The sequence below is a fragment of the Exiguobacterium sp. OS-77 genome (assembly GCF_000414195.2).
In the GTDB taxonomy this organism is placed as follows: Bacteria; Bacillota; Bacilli; order Exiguobacteriales; family Exiguobacteriaceae; genus Exiguobacterium_A; species Exiguobacterium_A indicum.
Map to the genome: position 1 here is coordinate 2873440 of NZ_DF239008.1, position 23386 is coordinate 2896825.

Consider the following 23386-nt stretch of genomic DNA (forward strand, 5'->3'; position numbering starts at 1 on the left):
TCAATGATGGTGACCGCTACTTCCGCCAGCTGGTTTTGCTCCACCTTGTAAGATTTTTAAATCTTCTTTCGATAACTCACCGACGATGAACTGCCGTGTTGGCATGATCATCGCACCTTCACTGCTTGCATGCGCTTTGACATAATACAAGCCGGATTTCGGTAGTGCCTTCGCAATCGTATAGACACCTGGCTTTGTCTCCTCTGCCGGTTCCATACTATAGCGTACTGTTCCATCCGCTTTCCAGATTTCAAAGTGGACATAATCGACTTTTTGAACCGGTTTGGCTTCACGCCAGACTGTTGCTTCAAACGTCTGCTTTTTCTTGGCATCCGGTTGTAAGTCCTTTGGGATATTCATTTTGATCAATAACGGCTTAGCTACGGCATACTGTTCTGCTGCATCGGAATCGACCGCACAGCCAGCAAGACTCGTCGTCGTGACGAGCAGTCCGCCGAGCATGAGTGTTTGTATCGATTTACGCATTGAAGAACCTCCTTACACTCGGAATACGACGGATGACGAGGAAATCGACCAGCCAGACGACGAGCAACGAGAGTCCAACAAGCGGGAAGACGATTCCCAGCACGACAAGCACAGCGAGGAATCCTTTCAACATGAATGCTTTCGGTCCTTTCGGCGCCCCCATCCCTTTACTTGGTTTTCGCTTCAGCCAGAGATAGAAACCACTGACGGCCACGAGAATGATTCCGAGACAAATCAACAGACTAATTAACTGATTGAACCAGCCGAATTCCGTTCCCTTGTGGAGTGTGATCCCGGTCGCGACGATCTTTCCGACGACACCATAGTTGTCATAACGATAATCAGCGAGCACGGCACCGGAATATTGATCGAGATGGATCGTCGCTTCATTCTGTGCTTTCGCTGGATATGCAGACAGCGTATAGACACCGCTCGGGTCACTTGGAATACTGATCTTAAAGCTTGGATCCATCCCTTGTTGTTTGCCGATTGCAACGATGTCATCGATCGAAGCTGGAACAGCACCTTCGACTTTTGATTGCGGGACATCAAGTGTTTCGGCAGCCCACGGGACTTCCGCGATATCCTTCGTTTGAAGTGTTGACGTCGGTGCCTCCCCACCCCAGATGGACGGTGGATAACCAAGCCCTTGGTTCGTGACAAGGGACTGGAAGTTCGTTCCCCAGAAACCGGACCACGGTAAGCCAGTCAAGATCAGGAACAGCATCCCTGCTGTGATCCAGAATGCTGGAACAGCGTGGAGATCACGACGGAATAACTTCTTGCCTTGACGAAGACGTGGGAACAAGACACCTGACAGTCCCTTTTGCTTACGCGGGAACCATAGGAACAGTCCCGTCACGATCAAGACGATTGCCCAACAGGCGACGAGTTCAACGATCCGATCGCCAGTCGTTCCCGCCATCAGTTCCCCGTGGATCTCTTCGATTTTATTCATGATCCGGTCATCGTCAGATAATGTTCCGATGATCTTACCAGAATACGGATTGACGAAGACCGTCGCCGACATGTCTGGTGACGAGACCTTCACTTCACTGGATCGATCGTCGGATTCACCCGGTCGGTACGACGTGACAAGTGCATCGGGATACTTCGCTTTGACGCGATCAATCTGTTCCGTCGCAGTGATGCGATCTGCTTGTGGTGTAACTTCATAATACGATTGATACAGGACGTTTTCGATTTGTGGCTTAAAAAGATAAATGGATCCTGTCACAGCAAGCATGACTAGGAACGGTGCAAAAATGATACCAGCATAAAAGTGCCACCGCCAAATCGTCCGGTAAGCAGAAGAAGTCGGTGCTTTTTTGACCGTCTCTTCCGTCTGCATGAGATTCATATGTATCCTCCTCTGGAAATAAATATGTCCACTCTGTGAACACCTCCTAGTATAAGCGTTTACAATCCAATTTCAGCCACTTGCTTGTGACGATAAATTGCCAATACAGTGTGTAAATCACGTAGCTTTTAAGAAGTGAAAAACGTCTTTTTTTGACAATGATTTCACTTTTCTTGTAGATTACTTCTTATTTCAAAAAACTATCCTTATTCATAAAACCAAACTTCATCTAAAAAAGCGAATCCTGACCTGGATTCGCTTGCTCGTGTGATGTTTTTATATTGAAGAACTTTCCTCGACTGATTCCTTTTGACGCCGATGATATACGATACCTGTTACTACTAGACCGATTAAGATGACTACGATCGCACTGATGATTCCGGGATTCACCTGAAGCCAGTTCCACAGCTCCGACCACGTCACAGCTTTTCCGATCCGGACGATCAAAAAAGTCCAGAGTCCTGTATAAACGCCTGCTGCTAAGAATGTCATCACTAAATAACGCGGTAACGGATAACCGAGGAGTCCAGCGACATAATGAATCGGATGTCTGACGCCGGGTAAGAAGAACGATAGTCCGATTGCCCATAACCCGCGTCGTTCGATGATCGTTTCTGCTCGTTCTAAGAAACGTGACTTCATCCACCGTTTGACGAGCGGAATCTCACGGAAGAACCGAGCAAGTAGATAAAACCACGTAAAGGCGATGAAGAAGACCGGCCATGCGGTCAACCAGATGACGACCGGGTACATCCCCTCTCGTAATCGAAGTGCTGCAAAACTCATCATCAAGACATCGTCCGACAATGGGGTGAACATGATTCCGCCAGCCAGGCGGACGAGTGCCATGATATCCATCACGTATCCCTTCTTTCTGTTTCTCTCTACTTTCAGTATCCCCGATTTTTCTGAAGTTGAGCCCTATCCATTTCTTAAGTTCTTCTTTAGTTATACTTTTCCGATCAAAAGAGATCATCATCGATGATTTAAAGTCACTTAGACCGTAGGACATGTATACGCAATCGTTCAATAAAAACTCCTTTTCCCACATCGAGAAAAAGGGTTTCATCCGTCCGTTCGAGAAGGGGTACAACGTACATCTGAACGCTCATCTGATAGGAGGAATTTCCATGTTACATCGCCGGAAGACCTATACGATTCGTCCCGAACGCCTAGAAGAATTCACTGAGTTTTTCCATACCTATTTGTACCCGCTCCAAGTCAGCCATGGTGCCCGTCTTGTTGGTCGCTGGGTGACCGAGGCAGAAGATGAAGTTATCGCTATTTGGGAATATCGCGACCGTGAACATTACGAACAAGTCGATCGTGATGTCCGCAACAGTGCTTTACGTCGCGAAGCGATGAAGAAGCGCGCGCGTCTCGGCAAAAACCTCTATATCAAATCCTATGAAGATTTCATGACAGCGACCGGTACGTATGCTCCCCCTCGCGCGATCGTCAGCGTGACCGCGTACATCACGAACGATGCCGATGAAGTCCTGCTCGTCCGCAACCTCCACCGGGGTGATACGTATGAGATGCCGGGTGGACAAGTCGAAAATCACGAGTCGATTCTTGACGCCATCAAGCGAGAAGTCAAAGAAGAGACCGGTATTGATGTCACAATCGATGGCATCACCGGTATCTATCAAAATGTCTCAAGTCACGTCCTTTGTGTCTGCTTCCGTGGGAAAGCCGTTGGTGGTGAACTCGCGACACAAGAAGGCGAAACGACGGATGTCGGCTTCTTCCCACTGACACGTGACTCGCTGAGTGAGTATATCAAACGGGAACACTTTCAGTTGCGGACGCTTGATGCAATGGATCCCCATTACTTCCCGCATGCCTTATATAAAGTCAGACCGTATGAACTGATCAGTCGGTACGACGGTAACGCAACGTCGTCTTCACGGTAAACCAAAAATCCCCTTACAGTGTTTTCACTGTAAGGGGATTTTTTTCGGTTACGTTGTCAATCGAGCGGTAATTCCGGCATCATCGGTGACATAGACATCGCCTGCTTGATCGGTAACGGTATAAGCGGAAGACTTCAACGCCTCGATCGCTGCTTGGAGCGTCGCTTGATCCGGATAACGTAGTGTCCAGTAGACGAGTCCGACCGCATCTTCCGGATTCGTCGGTGCGTTGACACCAGACCAGACGTTCAGACCGATGTGATGGTGATAGCCACCGGCAGCAACGAACAATGCACGCATCCGCGAAGCGTCAGCGGCAACGTCAAAACCGAGCGTCTCGACATAAAATGTCCGCGCTGCTTCGAGTGTCTTGACGTGGAAATGGACATGTCCCATGACCGTATCGCTTGGCATGCCGTACCAATCTTCTTCTCCCGCTTCGACGAGCATGCTTTGCCAATCGACGGGATCCGTCGTCATCTTAACGTCTCCATTGGCTTCGTATGTCCACGTCTCACGCGGACGATCGGCGTAAATCTCGATTCCGTTCCCATCTGGATCCGATAGGTAAAAGGCTTCGCTGACGAGGTGATCGCCTTGACCAATCTCAATTCCTTGTTCGATCAAGTTCCGGATGACGAAACCAAGTTCTTTTCGGTTCGGTAGCAAAATCGCAAAATGATATAATCCGGCGACCGAGTTCGGTGGAAAACGGCGGGCATTCGGATGGACTTCAAGCTCAACGAGTGGTGTATCTTGTGCGCCGAGCACCGTCAACTGATCCGTTTGCGTTAGCACGCGTAATCCGAGTGACGTTGTATAAAATGAAATCGAACGGTCGAGGTCCGTGATACGCAAGCGAACAGGACCGAGTGTGATTTGTGGATGAATGGACATCTTGTTTCCTCCTTCAATGAAATAGCTCGTATCCCTATTATTACGCGGAAGCGATCGAAGCGGAAGTAGGCACGAATAAGTGGTATAGTATCCTAAACGATACCATGAAGGAGGAAGACCGATGGAAGAGACACCAAGCTGTCGCGTCGAGACAGCGCTCGAAATCTTGACCGGAAAATGGAAGCCGTCGATTTTACTCGTCTTGATCACACACGGAACGCTCCGCTTCAGTGAACTGAAACGACAATTGCCGAACATTACGCAAAAAATGCTGACGGCTCAACTGCGTGAGCTCGAACTGAACGATATCGTCCATCGCGAGATTTATCAAGAAGTCCCACCCCGTGTCGAGTACTCTCTGACGGATTATGGTCGGACGCTCATTCCAGTTCTTGACGCGATCAATGCATGGGGTGAACAACACGTCCTTCATCTCGAACATAAAGAAAAACTCGCTTCTGCTTCTCAATGAGAAATCCATTTCGATGTGATTTCTCATTTTTTCATGGAAAAACCTGTCTATTTTCCCGTATACTGACTTAATAGACTTCTGTTTTTAGAAAGGAATGAGTCCTCATGCATCAACTTCATGCGATCGAGCAACTGGTTGCTCGACTCAAACAAGATCCTGCAGTCGAAGCTATCTTCTTGAAAGGATCTTTTGGACGGGGAGAAGAAGATGTTCATTCAGACATCGATCTATACTGTCTCGTATCGGAAGAACGTCAATCAACATTCTTATCACGTCGCTTGTCCCACCTTTCTGCTTATCGTTCGATCATCTGGAAAGATGAGATCGATATCATCGCGCCGCAGATGATCGTCGTCTATGATGATCTGCTACATATCGATTTGTTCACGGTGACGCTTGACTCGCTGAACCATAAGGATCAATTGCGTGTCTTGTATGATCCACAAGAACAGTTGACGGACTTTACCGATACTTGCGACTTAACGCTTTCTGCTCAAGAAGCGACCGATGAAGCGATCGACGCAGTCTGGTTCTTGTTCCAATATAAAAAAGCAGCAGCTCGCGGAAATGACTTATGGGCAGTCGAGATGCTCCGTAGCGCCTTGATCAAGTTCGCAAAAGTCTTACTCCATCATCATGCTCCTGAACGAGCGCAACTTGGATTAAAGACGATTCCGACGACATTGCCAGACCATCCACGCCTTGCTCTTGAAGCGGTCTATGACGTCTTGACACCCGCAACGCACGCTGAAGCGGCTCAACGTTATCTAGCATGTCTAGAGACTGAACGGAACGCGCTCGACCAGACGCTCGCCTCTCATCCAGAGACGCTCGCTTTACTCGATCGATTAACGCCTGAACTCTCGATCCAACAATCAGGACGGTAACAAGAACGGGCTGACTCAAAAGTCAGTTTCCACAAAGATAAGAGTGGCAGAATGATGATCTGCCACCCTTATCTCGTAACAAAAAGAATGACGCGTCACACGCCACTCCTACAGGAACAAGCGCATTTATGCGCTGTCAGAGACAAACAAGACCCGCTTTCCTGCTTAAATGAAGCAGGAAAACTAGCTTGTGTCTCGCCTGAGGAAAGGGCGTGAAAAGACGCGTCATTCTTTTATTGAGTCTCTTCTATGGTCACTCATTACTGTGTCAATTGAATCTCTTTTGATTGTCCACCTGCCCAGCCAAAGCCAGACGAGACTTCAAGCATCGGATTTTTCACCTGTTTCGGTAATTCAAAGACGATGTTGCCGGTTTTCTCGATATTCGGGTTGATTGTCTCTAAGAAGAAGCCCATCCCGTCTTCATTCGCATAAAGATCGAGTACCGTATCGGCTGAGTATTCCGTATCGCCGACATTGACTTTAAACATGTTGCTGTCGACGAATCGCTCTTCCTTATCTCCGTTTAGAATCGTCAGACCGATGACTAAGAATTGTCCTGATGTTTTCTTTTCTCCGAGAACGTTCGACAACGTATCGACCATCTTGACGTCGTTGACGACGTACGTCAGTTTCCCGACCTTTACCTGATCATTCACCCCGTACGTTTTCTTGACCGGTTTTGCAACTGCTTTTGCCTTCACTGGTTTTGCTTCTGATTTGACTGCTTCTTGTTCGACTTCTACTTTTTTCTCCGGTGCTGCTTGTTCTTCGTCATCTCCTAGATTCCCGAGAATAACTGCGCCGATCACGATAATTCCTGCCCACTTCAATCCTTTTTTCATGTTACTTCCTCCTTTTAATGTGGCTGACTCACGTCTGATAGCCCTAGTATAGGAAGAAGCAACCCCTTATCCTTTATACTTTTTTAACCAGGTTATTTTTTGTTTATGGTTCGATAAAAAGATTGACAAAAAATAAAAGAGAACGCTGATTTCAGCGTCCTCCTCTTCTTATTCTCCCTTGACCCGAATGACGATTTTTCCTTTTGCGTGTCCTTCTTCGCCATAATCATGTGCTTCCTTAATTTGATCTAGATCAAAGATCCGATCGACGACAGGTTGTAGCTCGCCACGTTCGACAGCTTTAGCGATATGTCGTAAACGTTCACCCGTCGGTTGCATGAAGACATACGCAGAACGTGCATTATGCTCTTTCGCTTGTTCTTCATCTGGTGGTGTGGAAATCGAGACGAGCATGCCGTTCGGCTTCAGCACCTGATACAGTTCCCCTTGCTTGTCGCCACCCATCGTATCAAATACAAAATCGACGTCGCGAACACGATCGGCCGGATTTTCCTGTTTGTAGTCAATGACTTCGTCGGCTCCAAGCGCTTTTACCCAGTCAACGTTTTTCGTACTTGTTGACGTGATGACGTACAAACCGTTCGCTTTTGCGAGTTGAATCGCGACCGTTCCGACGCCGCCTGATCCGGCACCAATAAAGATCCGGTCACCTGGCTTCGCATCCATCACTTCGAACATGACCTGCCACGCTGTATGTGAGACGAGTGGAAGAGACGCTGCTTCTGCGAAGCTGAGCGATTCTGGTTTTTTGACGACGAGATGGGCATCGACCGCGACGTACTCGGCATATGTTCCTTGGCGAGCGATTTCCGGACGGCTGAAAACAGCGTCCCCGACTTGAAGATCGGAGACGTTTTCTCCTACTTCCTGAATCACACCGGCAACGTCCCAACCGATGACGAGCGGCATTTCGTAGCTCAACATCTGACGCAAGTATCCTTCGCGTAGTTTCCAATCGACCGGGTTTACACTCGCGGCGTAGACTTCGATTAAAACATCATCCGGTCCGATGACCGGCTTGTCCAGTTCTCCGACCTTGAATTGTTCCGATCCACCATACTGTTCAATGTAAGCTGCCTTCATCCGTTGACTCCTCCTTCAATATTCGTTCCCTATCTTCTTCCCCGTCCGTCCTACCGACAAACAGTCTGAAGATACACAACAGCTCCCCATCAATCGATGAGGAGCTGTTTCGTTAACGATTCGTTTGCTGAAGAGTGGATGCCGTTTCGTTCAAGGCATGGATCGCATGCTGCAGCTCCATGACCTGACCGACTTGATGACGTGTCAAGCCGGATAGTGACTCACTTTGTGCGAGCAACGCATTCATGAACGTATCAAGTTGACCGGCTGCTGTCGTGATAGCAGTAAGACTACTCGTCATCGTCGCGAACTGAGTCTGCGCCGACTGGATTGATCCAACAACTTCCGTTGTATCCGTCTCGATCGTCTGTAGCGCTAACTGACTCTCGGCCATACGCTCTTCCTGCTCACGTAACAATGTCGTACTCGCATGAATCGAGTTCCCTGTCTGCGTGACGTCCTGATCAACACGTTCGATGATCGCATTGATTTCCTTCGACGCTTCTGCCGTCTGTGCTGATAGATTACGAATTTCTTGCGCAACGACCGTAAAGCCTTTTCCGAACTCGCCGGCACGAGCTGCTTCGATCGATGCGTTAAGACTAAGCAGGTTCGTTTGCGCCGCAATCGCATTGATGCTCGACGTGATGGCGACGATTTCCTGGAAACGTCCAGCAAGCTGTCCGAACGACGTGACCGAATCATCCATGCTCGTCGTCAATTGTTGCAGGGATTGTCCGGCAAGACCAATCGTCTGTCTGCTCTTTTCGGCTGTCGTTCGCGAGGACGAACTGCGCTCGAGTGCGTGATTGACCGAAACGGTCACATCCTCCATCCGATTGACTTGCTGATCATTCAATTGACGAATTTCACGAATCGCTTGGACGCTTCCCGCTGCATCATGTGCTAGCTGTTGCATCGCCAGATCAACCTGACTGAAGGAATCCTTTGCCGCATCAACTGTTTCACTCATCTCTTCCGTGAACGTCGTTACTTCCGTTGCGGTTGCTGCCGTTTGCTCGAGGGCAATTTGCGACGTCGCCGCGTAGGCTTCCGACCGTTCTTGTTCTTGGCGGACGGCTAACATGACGTTCCGTCCAAAGACGGCGACAAAAACAGCCGCCGAGAAAATCATCAAATAAATGACATAGGCGACGATCAAATCGAATGTATTCATAAAGACAATCGTTCCTAGCATTGTGAATACTGCCATCTCAATGAGTCCAAGGATTCCGGCGAGAATGACCAAACGCGGAATTAAATAGACGATTGAAATCGTCAAGTAGAGATAGACGATCGTCCAAATGCTTGGCGACGGCAATGTCACCAAAACGAGAGCGAGTACGAAATACGTTAACGTCACTTGGACGTACTTCCCGCTCGGACGATGTCCAAGTAGGCGGTTGCCCACAAGCAACGCGACCGTCAAGATCAAACCACCGACTAAAAACTGATAAAACACACTGATTGGGACGTAATTCATTTGCGCAAATAAGAAAATCAATGGATGCGCAATCGTAATTAACGTTGCAATCAGGCGGGACAAAATCTTTGTACTTTGTTGCTCGAGGGCAGATACCATCTTGTTCAAACTCCTTCACCTTATTAAAGTCATACAGTTGTTCATCGGCAGAAAGAATTCATTCGTTAAGTCTCTCGAGTGACTTTTTTTCTTGACGCTTTCTTGAAAGCGGGAGTACGGTTAACGTAGACTTTTTCAGAAAAGAGGATTTCTATGCTGTATGTACTCGTAGGTCTCGCAGGTGTTCTCGGTGCCTCGGCACGGTATGGGCTCGGACTGCTGATTAGCGACTTCACGACTGGTCCGTTTCCGTGGGCGACGCTTGCGATCAACTTGATCGGGAGTTTTCTTCTCGGCTATGCGACACACTTTTTATTTCGAACGAAACTCTTACATCAATATGCGATCACAGCCATCGGCACGGGTTTCATTGGTTCCTTTACGACGTTTTCGACATTCAGCGTCGAGACGGTGACCTTACTTAATGAACATCATTTAGCGGACGCGTTCCTCTACGTACTCGTCAGCCTATTTGGCGGTTTGTTCCTGTCTTATGTCGGTTACGCGCTCGGAACACGACGACTGCGTCACGTGACGAAAGGACGTGAGTGAATGACGCTACTTGCTCTCGCCATCGGTGCTTTTTGCGGCGCCATCAGTCGGTTTGCCGTCAGTCAATGGATGAAGACGGTTTGGAAACGTGAATTTCCACTAGCGACGTTCCTGATTAACGTAATCGGTTCGTTTTTGCTTGGTCTCGTCATCGGTGCGCATCTCGATACGACATGGACGTTACTCTTAGGTACCGGTTTCCTTGGATCATTTACAACGTTCTCGACGTTCAAAATCGAGACGTTGCAGTTATTTCAGGACGGAAATCGTAAAGTACTTACCCTCTACCTCATCTCGAGCTACGGTTTCGGAATTCTTGCAGCGTTCCTTGGAATTACACTTACAGCTTGAACGAAACAAGAGGCGACGGAAAAATCCGTCGCCTCTTGTCGTATCCGTTTCAGTTTAATCATTCATCCAGAATAGACCGACCGTCTCTGCTCCGGCATGCGTCCCGATTGCTGGTCCGAACGTGCCTTCGAGAATCGTCAAATCCGGAAACTTCGCTGCGACTTGTTGCCGCAGTTCCGCTGCCATTTCCGGTGCCATCGTCGTCGCGACATAAATCCGGTTCTTGTAGAACGTGTGCTGACGCATCGATTCATCGATTTGTTTAACCATTTCGATGTAAGCTTTCTTTAAAGAACGTGCTTTTTTGAATGGTACGATTTTTCCTGCTTCATCCGTCGTGATGATCGGTTTGATGCTGAGTAGGTTCGCAAGGAACAAGTCACCGGATGAGACACGTCCACCCCGGCGCATCGTCTCCATATTACCGACGATCATATAGAAATGGGTCTTTTTCGTCAACGCTTGTAAGGCTGCGACGATTTCCTCGACGGATTTCCCCTGTGCCGCGAGCTCCATCCCGTAACGAATGAACTCTTGTTGGTTCTCAAACGCTGTATGAGAGTCGATGATATGAACCGGGAAGCTGGCTGCTTCCGCTGCTGATGCTGAACTTTGGACGGTACTTGAGAGCCCGTTCGTACAGTGCACTGCAATCGCACAGTCATAACCTTCTTCTTTCAGACGTTCATATGTTCCAACGAACTCCCCAAAGATTGGTTGTGATGTTTTGGCAATCAGCTTTTTGTCCGCATCTAGCGCACGGAACAAACGCTCGACCGTGATCGCATTCTCTTGGTACGCCGTATCACCGAGTAAGATTTGAATCGGTACGACATTGACGCCGATCGCTTCTGCCTCTTCCTTCTTGAAATAGGCCATACTATCGGTCACCCATGCTATTTTAGTCATTTTCCTTAGCCTCCGTTAGATTCTTCTCGCTTTATCCTACCATATACAGAAGTGGAAATCGCAAGAAACGTCATGACATCATCTGAAAATGAAACGATGTACGCTTATGATAGTGCTCATCGGCATGCAAGACGACGGAAGGAAAATTCGGTTGGTTGATCGCATCCGGTAATCCTTGTGTCTCAAAACAGATTCCGAGGTATGGGGTTGCGCGTCTTCCACAAATCGTAAACTCGCCCGACAAATGATTAGCAGTATAGACGACGACTCCCGGTTGATCCGTCACGACGCGCAATCGCCGCCCACTGATTGGCTCATCGAGAACGATTTCTCCACCCTCTCTAAGCAGGAAGGGATGATCAACCCCACTACCTGCTTGGCGGAGTTGTTCATCTGATGCATGTGTCACTTCATGCAGGGGACGGGTATCGAGAAAATCAAAGACGGTGTCTGTCACCGGGAGAATATCACCGGTCGGTACCGCATCTTTCGTCAACGGAACATAAAAAGGTGCATCCATTCGTAACAGATGCTGTTCAATCGTCGTCTTCGCCTCACCCGTCAAGTTAAAGTACGTATGATTCGTCGGACTGAATGGTGTCGAAGCTGTCGTCTCCGCTTCATAATGGATATGCAGGACGTTCTCGTCCGTCCATTCGAACGTCAGCGTGAACGACAAGTGCCCCGGATAGCCGTTCTCCCCACTCGGACTATCTAAACGTAGAACAAGTTTGTCGTCGTTGATTTCGTGCGTGAACATTCGGTTCGCCCAATTTTCGCTTCCTCCATGGAGGTGATGTTCACCCTCATTTTGTTCGAGTACATACGTCATTCCTTCCAACGCAAACGCACCATTTGCAATTCGTCCTCCGACGCGTCCGATCGTGGCGCCTAAGTGATGCGGATCATCTTGGTATTCTGATAGGTCGTCAAACGCGAGTACGACATTTTCGACCATTCCATGTTGATCCGGAACCCGGATGGCAAGAATTTTTGCGCCTCGGTTCAAGATATCGATACTATGCCCATGCACATTCTGTAACGTGAATCGTAACAAGGACTGATCTCCTAGTTGCCCTACTTCTGTTGTCGTAATCATCATTTGCTTCCTCCTGTACGATACGTTTTCCTGTTTTCGTATTTACCCTCGGAACGAGACAAAAAAACAACAATGGCAAAATGCCACTGTTGTTAAAGAGACGGGAGAGGTAATCGCACTTCGATCCGAGTTCCTTGATGAATGATCGAGTGGACGTATAATGTTGCAGCCGGACCGTATGTCACGTTTAATGCGCGTCGAATCAGGAACAGGTTCGAATCCCCCGCTTCCTGTTGATCCAGTTGTTGCATCACGGCAAGCGGCATCCCTTGTCCGTTATCCGTGACTTCGATGACCCAGTCTGTCGTCGCCTTGAAGGCACGGACATCAATCCGGTGATGGCGCCCTGCCTTTACGAACGCATGACGCAGTGCATTATCGACGAGCTGTGTCACAAGGAACGGGAAAACGAAGTATTCTTCAACAGCGGTCTCGATATCAAGATCGACCGTGATATCGGCGGAGGTCAGTTGATTCGGGCGACGTCGTGTTCCTTCTAGTGATAAATAGGCTTTCAGGGTCGCCAGTTCCTCGCGTAGTGGATGTTCATCATGCCGCGTCGCTGTCGTCAACAGTTGAAGCAGTGCATTCAATTGATGTTTCACGGGAGTTCCCGGATCAGCTGTCCGCTGGATTTCTTCGATGATGCCTTTCAGATAGCTGACGTGTAACATCGGTTTCATCTTTCTTCCGCTTAACCGGAGCAACTGATCTTCTCGGTACATATGCAACTCTCGTGCTAATAAACGGACGAGTTGTTCCGTCATTCGCTCGACGGTGTCGTCAAATAAGTCTTTCGAAAAGTAACAGATGACGCCTGCCTTTTGACCGTTAATGCGCATAGGATGAAAGCTCAGAATTTGTCCCGTCTGCTCGTCTTCCTGTCGGACGGGTTCTTCTGCTTCGATCCATCGTTGCTCCTCGCGTCTCGGTTGCTCGCCACAGACTGCTGGTTGCTGGTCCGTCATATCGATGACGACCTCTGTCGCCCCGAGCACGACGATCCGTTGCATCTTTGTCTCCTTCAATAACGTCGCTCCGATCTGTCGCGCGACTTCCGAAGTCAATCCCTGCTTTCGTAAGGGTTGTAATGCTTGCAATAGACGATCGGATCGCTCGGTTTGCCGGACGAAGAGTGCTCCTTCGAGTCGAAGTTGTGTCCGTAAAATCATGATGAACAGTACGACCCCACATATGTTTGCGAACAGTAATCGAAAAGCGGCACGACTCATCAAATCAAGTGCTTTTGCCGTATCCGGTGCAAGTAATAGCGTGATTCCACTCTCAAACAGCAATGCTGTCAAGACGATACCGATGGGCGGAACAATTGCATAACCATCATGCAAACGCCAGCGTTTTCGATACCAGCCGCTCGCAAGTCCAGCGAGCATGGCGATGATCCAACCGGCTTCTGCCCCTAACGAACCGAGTACGTAGCGGTGTAGACCAACCAAACATCCCGTGATGCCGCCAATCACGGGTCCACCAATCAATCCGCTCGTCACGATGACAGCGAGTCGGGTATCAAGCAACAAGGCATCTTTTTCGACGGCTAATCCGAGTAACGGATCAATCGTCGTATCTTGCGAAAGTTCAATTCCTGCGTAGTTCATCAAAATACCGGATGACACGAATGCGAAGAGCAGTGGAAGATTCATTCCGCGGTCCATCTTGAATATGTATCGGGAAATGCGCCACTGGGACAATAAAAAGGCTAACAGTGCTAACATACCTAAACGACTCAGTAAGAATGGAATCTGCTCGAGCACGGAATACCTCCTCGTTTCATAGGACGCGATTTAACAATAAAGTAGCTGTAGATTACATTCCCGCTCCTCTCTGCATTCTCCTATCATGCCTGCCGAAAGTTCGCACAATCCGTCCATTCTTGATTTTTTGACTGATGCGATGAAAAAAAGCCGGTTCCTCCATGAGGAACCGACCATCTTATGCTTCTGCTTGTTCAGCTGGATGCAACCAAATCTTGACGCGGTTGATTTGATAGTTTTCCATCTCCATCACTTCGACGGAGAAGTCTGGTGTGTCGATATGCTCACCTGGCTGAAGATCGATGTTGTGCATCTGAATCCAGCCACCGATCGTATCGACATCTTCGACATTCGTAAAACGAATATTGAAACGCTCTTCCAAGTCAGCGAGCAAGACTGTACCGTCGAGTAGGAACTCGTCAGATTTGACCTGTTCGATTTCTTCGACTTCATCTGCATCGAATTCATCACGGATTTCACCGACGATTTCTTCGAGTAAGTCTTCCATCGAGACGAGACCTGCTGTTCCGCCGTATTCATCGACGACGAGAACGAGATGGGTGCGGGTCCGTTTCATCTTGCGAAGTGTCTCTTGAAGCGACGTCACTTCCGAAACAACCGGTAAATCCTTGATATAGTGTGTCACCGGATGCTCATTGCCGTTCGCATAATCCGTCAAGACTTCCTTGACGTTGACGTATCCGAGAATCCGGTCCTTATCATTTTCTTCTGTAACCGGGTAACGCGTGTACGGATTATCCATGAAGATTTCCATCAGTTCATCTTTCGTCAAACGTTCCGAGATCGTCTCCATCCGCATCCGCGGCACCATCAAGTCTTTGACGATGTGCTCATCAAACGCAAAGACGTTTTGCATGAGGGCAAGTTCCGTTTGGTTGATTTCACCACTTTGGAAACTTTGCGCCATGATGATTTTCAATTCATCTTCCGAGTGGGCTTGTTCATGCCCTGCTGGTTTGACACCGAACAGACCGAGGAATAAGCGCGCTGAACCGTTGAGTAACCAAATGAATGGGTACATGATTTTACCGAACACATAAAGTGGACGGGCAAACAACAATGTCATGCGTTCTGCATACTGAATCGCAAGCGTCTTCGGAGCGAGTTCACCGATGACGACGTGTAAGAACGTTACGGATACGAATGCGATACCAAACGACAAGAGTGTCGAAACAGCAGCAGAGATTCCGAAGTCGTCGAAAACAGGATGCAAGATCTTTTCAACGGTTGGTTCACCAAGTGCCCCAAGACCAAGTGCCGTGACCGTGATACCAAGCTGACAGGCAGACAAGTAGTAGTCGAGATCGCCCGCGATTTTTTTCGCAAGAACGGCACTTTTGTTCCCTTCTTGAATCATTTGATCCAAACGCGACATCCGAACCTTAACGACAGCAAATTCCGATCCGACGAAAAACGCCGTCAACGCAATCAACAAGACCACTAAAAATAAATTGATGAATAATATAGTATCCAAAATCCCCTAAACAGGGGTCACCTCCATTGTTTTGTATTAAAGCTGTGCAATCAAGGAAGCAATCAATGTCAGACGCCGGGACAGTTCTAAGCGGATCGCTTGTTTTTCGACGTCCGTCGAATGTAACAAACGCTGCTCGAGTCCTTCAACCGTCGCCTGAAGTTGTTTCACTTCCTGATAAATCGTCTCCCCTGTTTTTTGTTCCCGTTCCGTAAAAGAAGCAAGAATCTCTTGCAGGGAAAGTCGTTGAGACTTCAAATATTCAATCTTTTCGATTTGATGAATGACCGATTCGTCATACAGACGGTAGCCAGACGCGGTACGTTCTGGTGTTAACAGACCGAGTGATGTGTAATAATCGATCGTTCGTTTTGATAAGCCGGTGGTCTCCGCGACCTGACCGATTCGAAGTAACGCCTTCCCAAAAGATTCTCACCTCCTTTCCATAGCTAGTTCTTTTATCTTATCATGTCAAAACCATACAGTAAAACGTCGCGCTTTTTTAGAGAAAAAAAACGACTACTCCCGTTCGCACGAGAATAATCGTTTCATCCCACTTTTTCATACGGTTGCGACAGGTTCCTCGACTGGTACACCGACGATCGACCGTTCCAGTAATTCAACGACATCGTACGTGGCAACCGCCTCATCGACTTCCTTCGCCTTCGTGCCGTCACTGAGCATCGTCAGACAGTAAGGACATGCTGACCCAATGACAGACGGTTGGACCGTCAACAATTGTTCTGTCCGTGCGACGTTGACGCGTGCGCCGACTTTTTCTTCTTGCCACATCATCCCGCCGCCAGCACCGCAACACATCCCTTTTTCGCGGTTGCGTTCCGTCTCGACGAGCGTGATTCCTGGAATCTTCTCGAGAATATAACGTGGTGCGTCGTAAATATCATTGTAACGACCGAGATAACACGAATCGTGATAAACGACACGCTCCTTGACTTCATGGAGCGGTGTGATGCGTTTCTCGTCAATCAGTCGTGCGAGCAATTCAGTATGGTGATACACTTCAACGTCCGGACTCAGTCCGAAGTCGGGATACTCGTTTTTAAATGTATTGTAGGCATGCGGATCAATCGTGACAATCTTTTTGACACCATATTTCTCAAATGATTTGATGTTGGCTTCCGCGAGTTCCTGGAACAAGACTTCGTTCCCGATCCGGCGCGGTGTATCACCTGAGTTTTTCTCATCGTTTCCGAGAATCGCAAACGAGATGTCTGCCTCATTTAGAATACGTGCAAACGCCATCGCGATTTTTTGACTTCGGTTATCGTACGATCCCATCGCACCAACCCAGAACAGGTACTCGAAGTCTTCGCCCGCTTTTTTCTTCTCCTTTGCTGTCGGAACGACGAGTTCATCCCGGTTTTTCCGCCAGTTTTCGCGTTCTTTCCGGTTCATCCCCCACGGATTACCTTGACGTTCGATGTTCGCCATCGTCCGTTGCATCTCCGGATCCATCTTGCCTTCCATCATGACGAGATGACGACGGAGGTCGATGATCTTATCGACATGTTCGTTCATGACTGGACACTGATCTTCACAGTTCCGACACGTCGTACACGCCCAGATTTCTTCTTCCGTAATGACGTTCCCAATCAATGAATCGGGAACGATATCCATCTGTCCGGCTGCTGCCAGTGAAGCGATTTGGTTGCCTTGCGATCCTTCAAACGCAAAGGCAGGTGCCCATGGCGAACGTTGAGTGATTGCTGCCGTTTTCATGTTGAGATGATCCCGTAATTTAACGATCAAATCCATCGGCGACAGCATCTTCCCCGTTCCGCTCGCTGGGCACATATTCGTACAGCGTCCACACTCGACGCAAGCATACAGATCAACGAGCTGTTTCTGATTGAAATCTTCGATTCGGTTGACCCCGAAGCTAAATTCCGCTTCGTCGTCTTCTGCCTCTTCCATGACCGATAGATCAATCGGCGCCAAACGCCCGACTTTCGATGTTCGACCGAGCCAAACATTGGCTGTGCCGGCAATCAAGTGCGCATGTTTACCTTGCGGGATATAGACCATGAAGCTAAGTAAGAACAGTAAGTGCGCCCACCAGAAGAAAACGAATAATCCGAACGCAACTGATTCCGGCACCCAACTGAATAAGAACGCGATGCTTGAAGCAACTGGTTCACCGAGCGTCGAATGATTCTCATAAACAAGGAAGAATCCATTTCCGAATAGGACGGCGACCATCAAACCACCGATGAAAATCAATGCAAGACCTGCCATGAAGTTTCGTTTTAAACGAACGAGCTTCTCGACGTACCGGCGATAAAATCCCCAAACGACGGCAATCAAGATGACGAGCATGACGATTTCTTGAAAGAATGTAAAAATCGGATAAAGCGGACCGAGTGGGACGTGCGGGAAACGCTGACCGACGGCGAGTCCTTTCCAGATAAAATCAATCGCTCCGAATTGAACAAGTAAGAAGCCGTAGAACATCATGACGTGGATAGCGCCACTTTTCTTATCCTTTAATAATTTCTTTTGACCGAAAACGTTGACTAAGACCGCGTCCAGTCGTTCTTTGTTCGTCAGTGTCCATTCCGCCTTTTTCCCCCGTTTAATGGCGGCATAACGACTTTTGACGAGTGACGTGAACAGATAGCCCGCATAGCCGATGACGAGTAGGAAGGCAATCCAGTTAATGAGTAAAAACGTATTCATGTTCGAACAAACCCCTTTCCCCCTAAAGCAGTTGTGTTGAAATGAGTATAGCATATAATGAATGGCTATTCATTCATTTTTTTCATTTAGTTTTTACTGTGTCACAGAAGCAGATAAGTACTCAAAAAAAATCAAGCAGTGGATCATCCACCGCTTGACTTAATCACATTCAATACGTCATTTTTTTAATTTCATCGCATTGGCCATCAGACCAGGGATGTCCGTATTTTCATGCAACCCACTGAACTGTTCGCTTTGTGGACCGTACGCGTAGAGCGGAACGTCAACACCTGTATGCACGGCAGTCGTCCAGCCGACATACGCTCGTTTACTGATCATCTCATTCAATGTCATGACGCGTTTCTTCGCATCCACTTTTTGCAACGTCTGAATTTCTTCAGCCGTCAAATCAAACGTCGTTTCTCGTTTGACGACAGTTGCGATGTTCGATAAGTCGTCGTTGAACTGACGAACCATCTCATCTCCCGTCGCCTTGACGTTTTTCAAGACTTCCGGTTTCGCTACGTACTCATCGTATCCACCGACTGACATACCACCTGTATCATGGTCACCGGCAACGACGACTAAAGTATGTTTATCTTTTGCAGCAAAACGAAGCACTTTTTCGACAGCCTGGTGGAACGCTTCTGCATCCTTCATCGCCCAAGCAGCATCATGCGCGTGACCCGCCCAGTCGATCTGACTTCCTTCTACCATCAAGAAGAAGCCATCGCGGTCTTTCTTCAATGTTTGCAGGGCTTTCGATGTCATCGTCGCAAGACTCGGTTGATTCGTGTTTTCCCGGTCCAGTTCTGGTGCCATTCCTTCTTCTGCAAACAATCCAAGAACTTTACGACCGTCCGTCTCATTCAGACTTTCGAGTGAATCCGCATACTGGTATCCTGCTCGTTCTGCTTTCTTCACTAGATTACCAGCCTCTTGAACGCCACCATTTTTCTGATCAAAAAAGAACTTCTGACCGCCACCCAGTAAGACGTCGACTTTCATTTCATCCATGTATTGCTTCGCGATGTCCGCTTCGTTCGCGCGCGTTGCGACGTGTGATGCAAAAACAGCTGGTGTCGCATGGGTGATAGCTGATGTCGAGACAAGTCCTGTTGCTTTGCCCGCTTGATCCGCCCGATCAAGAATAGACGCCACTTCTTTTCCACTTGGATCCATACCGATTGTTCCGTTGTTTGTTTTTGTTCCTGTTGCCATCGCCGTTCCGGCAGCAGCTGAATCGGTCACTTTCGTGTTTGCCGAATACGTCCGCATCATTCCTTTTAAGTGACCGTCGAGTTCCGTCTCCTCGCCTCCTTGATACCAGCGATAATTCGTTGCATAGGCAGCCGAATAACCGTCCGGGATCATGAAGATGACATTTTTAACCTTCGCTTGTTTCGTGTTTTGTTTTGCCTCGACCGGTTGAGCCGATTCATATGTATAGCCCGCAACTCCCGTCATAAGCACTGTTCCGAGAATACCTGTCGCCATCCATTTCCTGTTCATTTGTGTTTCCTCCCTGTTCACGATGATGGTTTCATCATACCGAGCGAATGTAAATGAACGATGGAGACGGCTTTAAGGAATGTAAAGAAACGATAACAGCCGAGTTACCACTTCATCTCTTCAAACATGTAATAGCCTTTGTGCTGTTCTTCTAAATATGCCGATAATGGAAGACGGACGTCTTCACTCGTGATGTACTCCGCTAACTCTGTTTGGTTGATCCACTTCGTCTCAATGATTTCTTCATCGGGATCATTTGGATCAAGTACACCACTCACTTCGCAATCAAAATAAGTCACGAGGCTGTGCGCTTGATAGGTCGGCATGAAGTTCTCCGTTAAGAAGGCAAACGACGACGATGTGACCGTCAAGCCGGTTTCTTCTTCCACCTCGCGACGCAGTGCTTGCTCGAGGGTCTCTCCAGATTCAATCTGTCCACCGGGTAAGCTCCAGCGTTTCTCCTGACCCGATTGATTATGGACGATGAGCAGTTGATCGCCCTTGCGGATGATCGCGACGATGATTCGATAAAGTGGATACATGGTGCTTCCTCCTAAAAAGACCAGCTTGCCTAAAACAAGATGGTCCACTGATTGTTTATTCTAGACCGAGCGACTGTGGCAGACGAACTGCACGTGCGAAGGCATTTTTATAGTCCTTTTTCGCGACTAACTTTTCGACTTCTCGGATTGCTGGATGCTGTTCGTCCGCGAACGCACCAAGAATCGTCAAGTAACGCTCGTATACTTGATCGTCTTCCTGACGTGCTTTCAAGAGTGCTGTATACAGCATGACGGTATCTTCACCGTATAAGACAGGTAGTTCTTCGTTAATTAAAAGCAGTGTATCAATCGCTTCTGGATCGACCTTCGGATTATATTCCGTGATGACCTGCTCTGCGAGTCCTTCGAGTTGATCGCGCCATTCGTTGTAACGCGGCTCATCGTTCTCGAGCCACTCAAACCATTCCTCTTCCAACATCTGCTCCATTTGACGTACTGTTTGTTCAAATGCCATTCGTCTCACTCCGTTCCCAAGTTAAATCAATCATATACGTACCGACTGCTTGTCCATTCATCTTTAATGTATAGCGAAACTGCATCTGCTGCCGTTTCATCTCAATCGTCTTCGTGTCCGTTTCCATCAACATCTGACCGAATTGACTGCCATATTGGCTTTTGGTCGTCTCTCCTAAAATGAAGACGTGATGCATCGCAACAGGACCTTTGCGATTCAAAGCGATCTGGTCTTTTGACCATTTGATGGTCGTATCGATCGGTTGTTCATCCGGCTGAACGAACTTCACGGCAAAACCGTCTTTTGTTTCGAACAATGTGCCGTCCGCCTCAAGTTCGACCGATTCACGCATCGGACCATCTTCGATCGTCGTCACTTGTCGTAATGACACCGGGTACTTTACTGGTTTCACTTCTATCACCTCATCGTTTAGCGTACACGATTTTTTCGTCTGATGCACCTTCTGCTTACATGCAAGAAAAAAACGGATTCGACAACTATCGAATCCGTTCAAAACATATTAGCGCACACGGTACAGACGAGCTTCGAATGGACGAAGTTCCAGCTCTGTTCCTTCATGGTGCATCGTCGGATAGTTGCCGAGCAACATATTGTCCGAGTGCAAGATGATGTCCGTATCGATTTCTGCTGTTTCGCCTTTTAAGTTCGTAACGATCAAGAATTGTTCGTCACCAAACGTCCGTGTATACGCGTAGACTTTCGTATCTTCCGGTAAGATGAGATCATACGCGCCGTAGATCAATGTCTCTTCCATCTTACGGATTTGGATCATTCGTTTGTAGAAGTTCAAGATTGAATCTTCATCTTGTTCTTGCGACGCGACGTTGATGTCCGCGTAGTTCGGGTTGACACCAAACCATGGAGATTGATTTGAGAAGCCACCGTTTTGCTCGTTCGTCCACTGCATTGGTGTGCGTGAGTTATCACGAGACGAGTTCCAGATGACTTCCATGATTTCCTCATGTGTCTTCCCGGAAGCGAGTTGCATCTCGTACATGTTTTTTGTCGCAACATCATCATAATCCGAGATGTCCGGGAATTGAACGTTCGTCATCCCGATCTCTTGTCCTTGGTAGATGAACGGTGTGCCTTGCATGAAGAAATACATCATCGCAAGCGACTTCGCGCTCTCTTTCCAGTACTGTTCCTCGTCACCCCAAAGGGAGACCGAACGAACCTTATCGTGGTTTTCGAGGTATAACGCATTCCAACCTGTTGCTTCAAGTCCTTTTTGCCATTTCGTCAGCACTTGTTTCAGTTTGACGACGTCGACGCCTTTTTCTGCATCTGCACGCCAGAGGTCCATGTGCTCGAACTGGAAGACCATGTTCATCTTACCGTTCTCTTCTCCGACCCAGAGATCCGCTTCTTCCGGTGTGACGCCGTTTGCTTCTCCGACTGTCATGATATCGTATTTCGAGAACGTCTCATCCTTCAACTCTTCGAGATACGCATGGATGCCTTCGACGTTCATATGCATATCGAATGAAGGGACATACGGCATACCGAGCGGATTCGGGAGATCAGCGAATGATTGATCCTTGTTGATGTGACTGATCGCATCGATTCGGAAACCGTCGATACCTTTATCGAGCCACCAGTTGATCATCGTATAGACGGCTTGACGCATGTCGCGGTTTTGCCAGTTCAAGTCTGGTTGACGACGAGAGAAGACGTGCAGGAAGTACTGCTCAGTCTTTTCGTCATATTCCCATGCTGATCCACCGAAAATACTTTCCCAGTTGTTCGGTTCTCCACCATTGACCGCATCTTTCCAGATGTACCAATCGCGTTTCTCATTATCTTTTGACGAACGTGATTCAAGGAACCACGGGTGTTCATCCGATGTGTGGTTAACGACGAGATCAAGCAAGACCTTGATGTCGCGCTTATGCGCTTCTTCCATCAAGAGATCGAAGTCCGTCATCGTACCGAACTCATCCATGATGTCTTCATAATCACTAATGTCATATCCGTTATCGTCGTTCGGTGACTTGAACATCGGGCAAATCCAAAGAACGTCGACGCCAAGATCCTTCAAATAATCCAATTTTGCGATGATACCCGGAATATCGCCGATTCCATCGTTGTTTGCATCGTAAAAGCTGCGTGGATAGATTTGGTAAGCAACTGCTTCTTTCCACCAAGCTCGTGTAATTGTTTGTTGGGCCGTTTCAGGGCGCGGTATCATTTGTGTCATGTGTCGTGAATCCTCTCGTAGGTCAGTCTTTGGGGTGTTGTTTTCATCAGTTATTGAACTTCTATACACATAGCGCAACCGATTGCGCAATTCCTCTACCTTCATCTTATCAAATCCACTTTTAAAGTCAATGTTTCGGGGGTGATTCCACCATTTCACATCAACGGTTGTCACTCTTCGTTCACACTGAATATTTCAGATCGTTTTACATTACA

Annotated in this window: 23 protein-coding genes; 5 read left to right on the forward strand and 18 right to left on the reverse strand. The window is 48.1% G+C overall.

What is annotated here, in order from left to right; translation table 11 throughout:
* The 3 genes from EXG77_RS14645 to EXG77_RS14655 form a co-directional block, all read right to left on the reverse strand.
* On the reverse strand, positions 1–486 hold the full coding sequence (locus tag EXG77_RS14645; RefSeq protein ID WP_035399141.1) for a FixH family protein: 486 nt from the start codon (positions 484–486) through the stop codon (positions 1–3).
* Positions 479–1846 (reverse strand): PepSY domain-containing protein, encoded by a 1368-nt coding sequence (locus EXG77_RS14650; protein WP_035399142.1) that lies wholly within the window; start codon positions 1844–1846, stop codon positions 479–481. The genes EXG77_RS14645 and EXG77_RS14650 overlap by 8 nt, the downstream gene beginning before the upstream one ends.
* Positions 1847–2122: 276 nt before the next feature.
* On the reverse strand, positions 2123–2704 hold the full coding sequence (locus EXG77_RS14655) for a DedA family protein (protein WP_035399143.1): 582 nt from the start codon (positions 2702–2704) through the stop codon (positions 2123–2125).
* Positions 2705–2976: 272 nt separating this feature from the next.
* Between EXG77_RS14655 and EXG77_RS14660 the strand changes: the two genes are divergently transcribed.
* The gene (locus EXG77_RS14660; protein ID WP_050676870.1) at positions 2977–3762 is read left to right on the forward strand and encodes an NUDIX domain-containing protein; all 786 of its coding nucleotides are present in this window, start codon (positions 2977–2979) and stop codon (positions 3760–3762) included.
* Positions 3763–3810: 48 nt separating this feature from the next.
* Here the strand turns inward: EXG77_RS14660 and EXG77_RS14665 are convergent, their stop codons facing one another.
* Positions 3811–4659 carry a VOC family protein gene (locus EXG77_RS14665; RefSeq protein ID WP_035399144.1) on the reverse strand — a complete coding sequence of 283 codons (849 nt, stop codon included), beginning with the start codon at positions 4657–4659 and terminating at the stop codon, positions 3811–3813.
* Between the two features lie 121 nt (positions 4660–4780).
* Here EXG77_RS14665 and EXG77_RS14670 point away from each other — a divergent pair, with 121 nt between their 5' ends.
* On the forward strand, positions 4781–5131 hold the full coding sequence (locus EXG77_RS14670; protein WP_023466835.1) for a helix-turn-helix domain-containing protein: 351 nt from the start codon (positions 4781–4783) through the stop codon (positions 5129–5131).
* 104 nt (positions 5132–5235) lie between these two features.
* Positions 5236–6018 (forward strand): nucleotidyltransferase domain-containing protein, encoded by a 783-nt coding sequence (locus tag EXG77_RS14675; protein ID WP_035399145.1) that lies wholly within the window; start codon positions 5236–5238, stop codon positions 6016–6018.
* A gap of 260 nt (positions 6019–6278) precedes the next feature.
* Here the strand turns inward: EXG77_RS14675 and EXG77_RS14680 are convergent, their stop codons facing one another.
* The 3 genes from EXG77_RS14680 to EXG77_RS14690 all read right to left on the reverse strand — a co-directional run bounded on the left by EXG77_RS14680 (position 6279) and on the right by EXG77_RS14690 (position 9549).
* The gene (locus EXG77_RS14680) at positions 6279–6863 is read right to left on the reverse strand and encodes a DUF4352 domain-containing protein (RefSeq protein ID WP_052017223.1); all 585 of its coding nucleotides are present in this window, start codon (positions 6861–6863) and stop codon (positions 6279–6281) included.
* A 168-nt stretch (positions 6864–7031) separates the two neighbouring features.
* Positions 7032–7967 carry an NADP-dependent oxidoreductase gene (locus tag EXG77_RS14685; RefSeq protein WP_035399147.1) on the reverse strand — a complete coding sequence of 312 codons (936 nt, stop codon included), beginning with the start codon at positions 7965–7967 and terminating at the stop codon, positions 7032–7034.
* A 112-nt stretch (positions 7968–8079) separates the two neighbouring features.
* A complete protein-coding gene (locus EXG77_RS14690) occupies positions 8080–9549 on the reverse strand; it encodes a methyl-accepting chemotaxis protein (RefSeq protein ID WP_023466831.1) in 1470 nt (489 codons plus the stop codon).
* Positions 9550–9702: 153 nt separating this feature from the next.
* Here EXG77_RS14690 and crcB (EXG77_RS14695) point away from each other — a divergent pair, with 153 nt between their 5' ends.
* Together crcB (EXG77_RS14695) and crcB (EXG77_RS14700) are read left to right on the forward strand one after the other, a co-directional pair.
* A complete protein-coding gene (gene crcB, locus EXG77_RS14695; protein ID WP_023466830.1) occupies positions 9703–10101 on the forward strand; it encodes a fluoride efflux transporter CrcB in 399 nt (132 codons plus the stop codon).
* Positions 10102–10452 carry a fluoride efflux transporter CrcB gene (gene crcB / locus EXG77_RS14700; RefSeq protein ID WP_035399149.1) on the forward strand — a complete coding sequence of 117 codons (351 nt, stop codon included), beginning with the start codon at positions 10102–10104 and terminating at the stop codon, positions 10450–10452.
* A gap of 54 nt (positions 10453–10506) precedes the next feature.
* On the opposite strand, the gene EXG77_RS14705 is transcribed toward crcB (EXG77_RS14700), so the two are convergent.
* The 11 genes from EXG77_RS14705 to EXG77_RS14755 all read right to left on the reverse strand — a co-directional run bounded on the left by EXG77_RS14705 (position 10507) and on the right by EXG77_RS14755 (position 23129).
* Positions 10507–11361, reverse strand: a complete 855-nt coding sequence (locus EXG77_RS14705) for a DegV family protein (protein WP_023466828.1) — start codon at positions 11359–11361, stop codon at positions 10507–10509.
* A 70-nt stretch (positions 11362–11431) separates the two neighbouring features.
* Positions 11432–12460 carry an aldose epimerase family protein gene (locus EXG77_RS14710; protein ID WP_081637451.1) on the reverse strand — a complete coding sequence of 343 codons (1029 nt, stop codon included), beginning with the start codon at positions 12458–12460 and terminating at the stop codon, positions 11432–11434.
* Between the two features lie 92 nt (positions 12461–12552).
* The gene (locus EXG77_RS14715; RefSeq protein WP_035399151.1) at positions 12553–14229 is read right to left on the reverse strand and encodes a LytS/YhcK type 5TM receptor domain-containing protein; all 1677 of its coding nucleotides are present in this window, start codon (positions 14227–14229) and stop codon (positions 12553–12555) included.
* A gap of 178 nt (positions 14230–14407) precedes the next feature.
* Positions 14408–15724 carry a hemolysin family protein gene (locus EXG77_RS14720; protein WP_023466825.1) on the reverse strand — a complete coding sequence of 439 codons (1317 nt, stop codon included), beginning with the start codon at positions 15722–15724 and terminating at the stop codon, positions 14408–14410.
* Between the two features lie 36 nt (positions 15725–15760).
* On the reverse strand, positions 15761–16129 hold the full coding sequence (locus EXG77_RS16625) for a MerR family transcriptional regulator (RefSeq protein WP_035399153.1): 369 nt from the start codon (positions 16127–16129) through the stop codon (positions 15761–15763).
* Between the two features lie 156 nt (positions 16130–16285).
* A complete protein-coding gene (locus tag EXG77_RS14730; protein WP_035399155.1) occupies positions 16286–18421 on the reverse strand; it encodes a (Fe-S)-binding protein in 2136 nt (711 codons plus the stop codon).
* A gap of 177 nt (positions 18422–18598) precedes the next feature.
* Entirely contained in the window at positions 18599–19933 is a 1335-nt protein-coding gene (locus EXG77_RS14735) for an alkaline phosphatase (protein ID WP_035399156.1), read from the reverse strand.
* Positions 19934–20037: 104 nt separating this feature from the next.
* Entirely contained in the window at positions 20038–20475 is a 438-nt protein-coding gene (locus EXG77_RS14740; protein WP_023466821.1) for an NUDIX domain-containing protein, read from the reverse strand.
* Positions 20476–20530: 55 nt separating this feature from the next.
* Positions 20531–20950 (reverse strand): hypothetical protein, encoded by a 420-nt coding sequence (locus EXG77_RS14745; protein WP_023466820.1) that lies wholly within the window; start codon positions 20948–20950, stop codon positions 20531–20533.
* Positions 20940–21362, reverse strand: a complete 423-nt coding sequence (locus tag EXG77_RS14750; protein WP_235147615.1) for a DUF1934 domain-containing protein — start codon at positions 21360–21362, stop codon at positions 20940–20942. The genes EXG77_RS14745 and EXG77_RS14750 overlap by 11 nt, the downstream gene beginning before the upstream one ends.
* 108 nt (positions 21363–21470) lie before the next feature.
* Positions 21471–23129, reverse strand: coding sequence for an alpha-glucosidase (locus tag EXG77_RS14755; RefSeq protein ID WP_035399261.1), 1659 nt, complete (start codon positions 23127–23129; stop codon positions 21471–21473).
* Positions 23130–23386: the final 257 nt, after the last annotated feature.

Bases quoted from the DNA above. Each gene is read 5' to 3' on its own strand.
- EXG77_RS14645 (WP_035399141.1), bottom strand. From the start codon at position 486: ATGCGTAAATCGATACAAACACTCATGCTCGGCGGACTGCTCGTCACG.
- EXG77_RS14650 (WP_035399142.1), bottom strand. From the start codon at position 1,846: ATGAATCTCATGCAGACGGAAGAGACGGTCAAAAAAGCACCGACTTCT.
- EXG77_RS14655 (WP_035399143.1), bottom strand. From the start codon at position 2,704: ATGGATATCATGGCACTCGTCCGCCTGGCTGGCGGAATCATGTTCACC.
- EXG77_RS14660 (WP_050676870.1), top strand. From the start codon at position 2,977: ATGTTACATCGCCGGAAGACCTATACGATTCGTCCCGAACGCCTAGAA.
- EXG77_RS14665 (WP_035399144.1), bottom strand. From the start codon at position 4,659: ATGTCCATTCATCCACAAATCACACTCGGTCCTGTTCGCTTGCGTATC.
- EXG77_RS14670 (WP_023466835.1), top strand. From the start codon at position 4,781: ATGGAAGAGACACCAAGCTGTCGCGTCGAGACAGCGCTCGAAATCTTG.
- EXG77_RS14675 (WP_035399145.1), top strand. From the start codon at position 5,236: ATGCATCAACTTCATGCGATCGAGCAACTGGTTGCTCGACTCAAACAA.
- EXG77_RS14680 (WP_052017223.1), bottom strand. From the start codon at position 6,863: ATGAAAAAAGGATTGAAGTGGGCAGGAATTATCGTGATCGGCGCAGTT.
- EXG77_RS14685 (WP_035399147.1), bottom strand. From the start codon at position 7,967: ATGAAGGCAGCTTACATTGAACAGTATGGTGGATCGGAACAATTCAAG.
- EXG77_RS14690 (WP_023466831.1), bottom strand. From the start codon at position 9,549: ATGGTATCTGCCCTCGAGCAACAAAGTACAAAGATTTTGTCCCGCCTG.
- crcB (WP_023466830.1), top strand. From the start codon at position 9,703: ATGCTGTATGTACTCGTAGGTCTCGCAGGTGTTCTCGGTGCCTCGGCA.
- crcB (WP_035399149.1), top strand. From the start codon at position 10,102: ATGACGCTACTTGCTCTCGCCATCGGTGCTTTTTGCGGCGCCATCAGT.
- EXG77_RS14705 (WP_023466828.1), bottom strand. From the start codon at position 11,361: ATGACTAAAATAGCATGGGTGACCGATAGTATGGCCTATTTCAAGAAG.
- EXG77_RS14710 (WP_081637451.1), bottom strand. From the start codon at position 12,460: ATGATTACGACAACAGAAGTAGGGCAACTAGGAGATCAGTCCTTGTTA.
- EXG77_RS14730 (WP_035399155.1), bottom strand. From the start codon at position 18,421: ATGAATACGTTTTTACTCATTAACTGGATTGCCTTCCTACTCGTCATC.
- EXG77_RS14735 (WP_035399156.1), bottom strand. From the start codon at position 19,933: ATGAACAGGAAATGGATGGCGACAGGTATTCTCGGAACAGTGCTTATG.
- EXG77_RS14740 (WP_023466821.1), bottom strand. From the start codon at position 20,475: ATGTATCCACTTTATCGAATCATCGTCGCGATCATCCGCAAGGGCGAT.
- EXG77_RS14745 (WP_023466820.1), bottom strand. From the start codon at position 20,950: ATGGCATTTGAACAAACAGTACGTCAAATGGAGCAGATGTTGGAAGAG.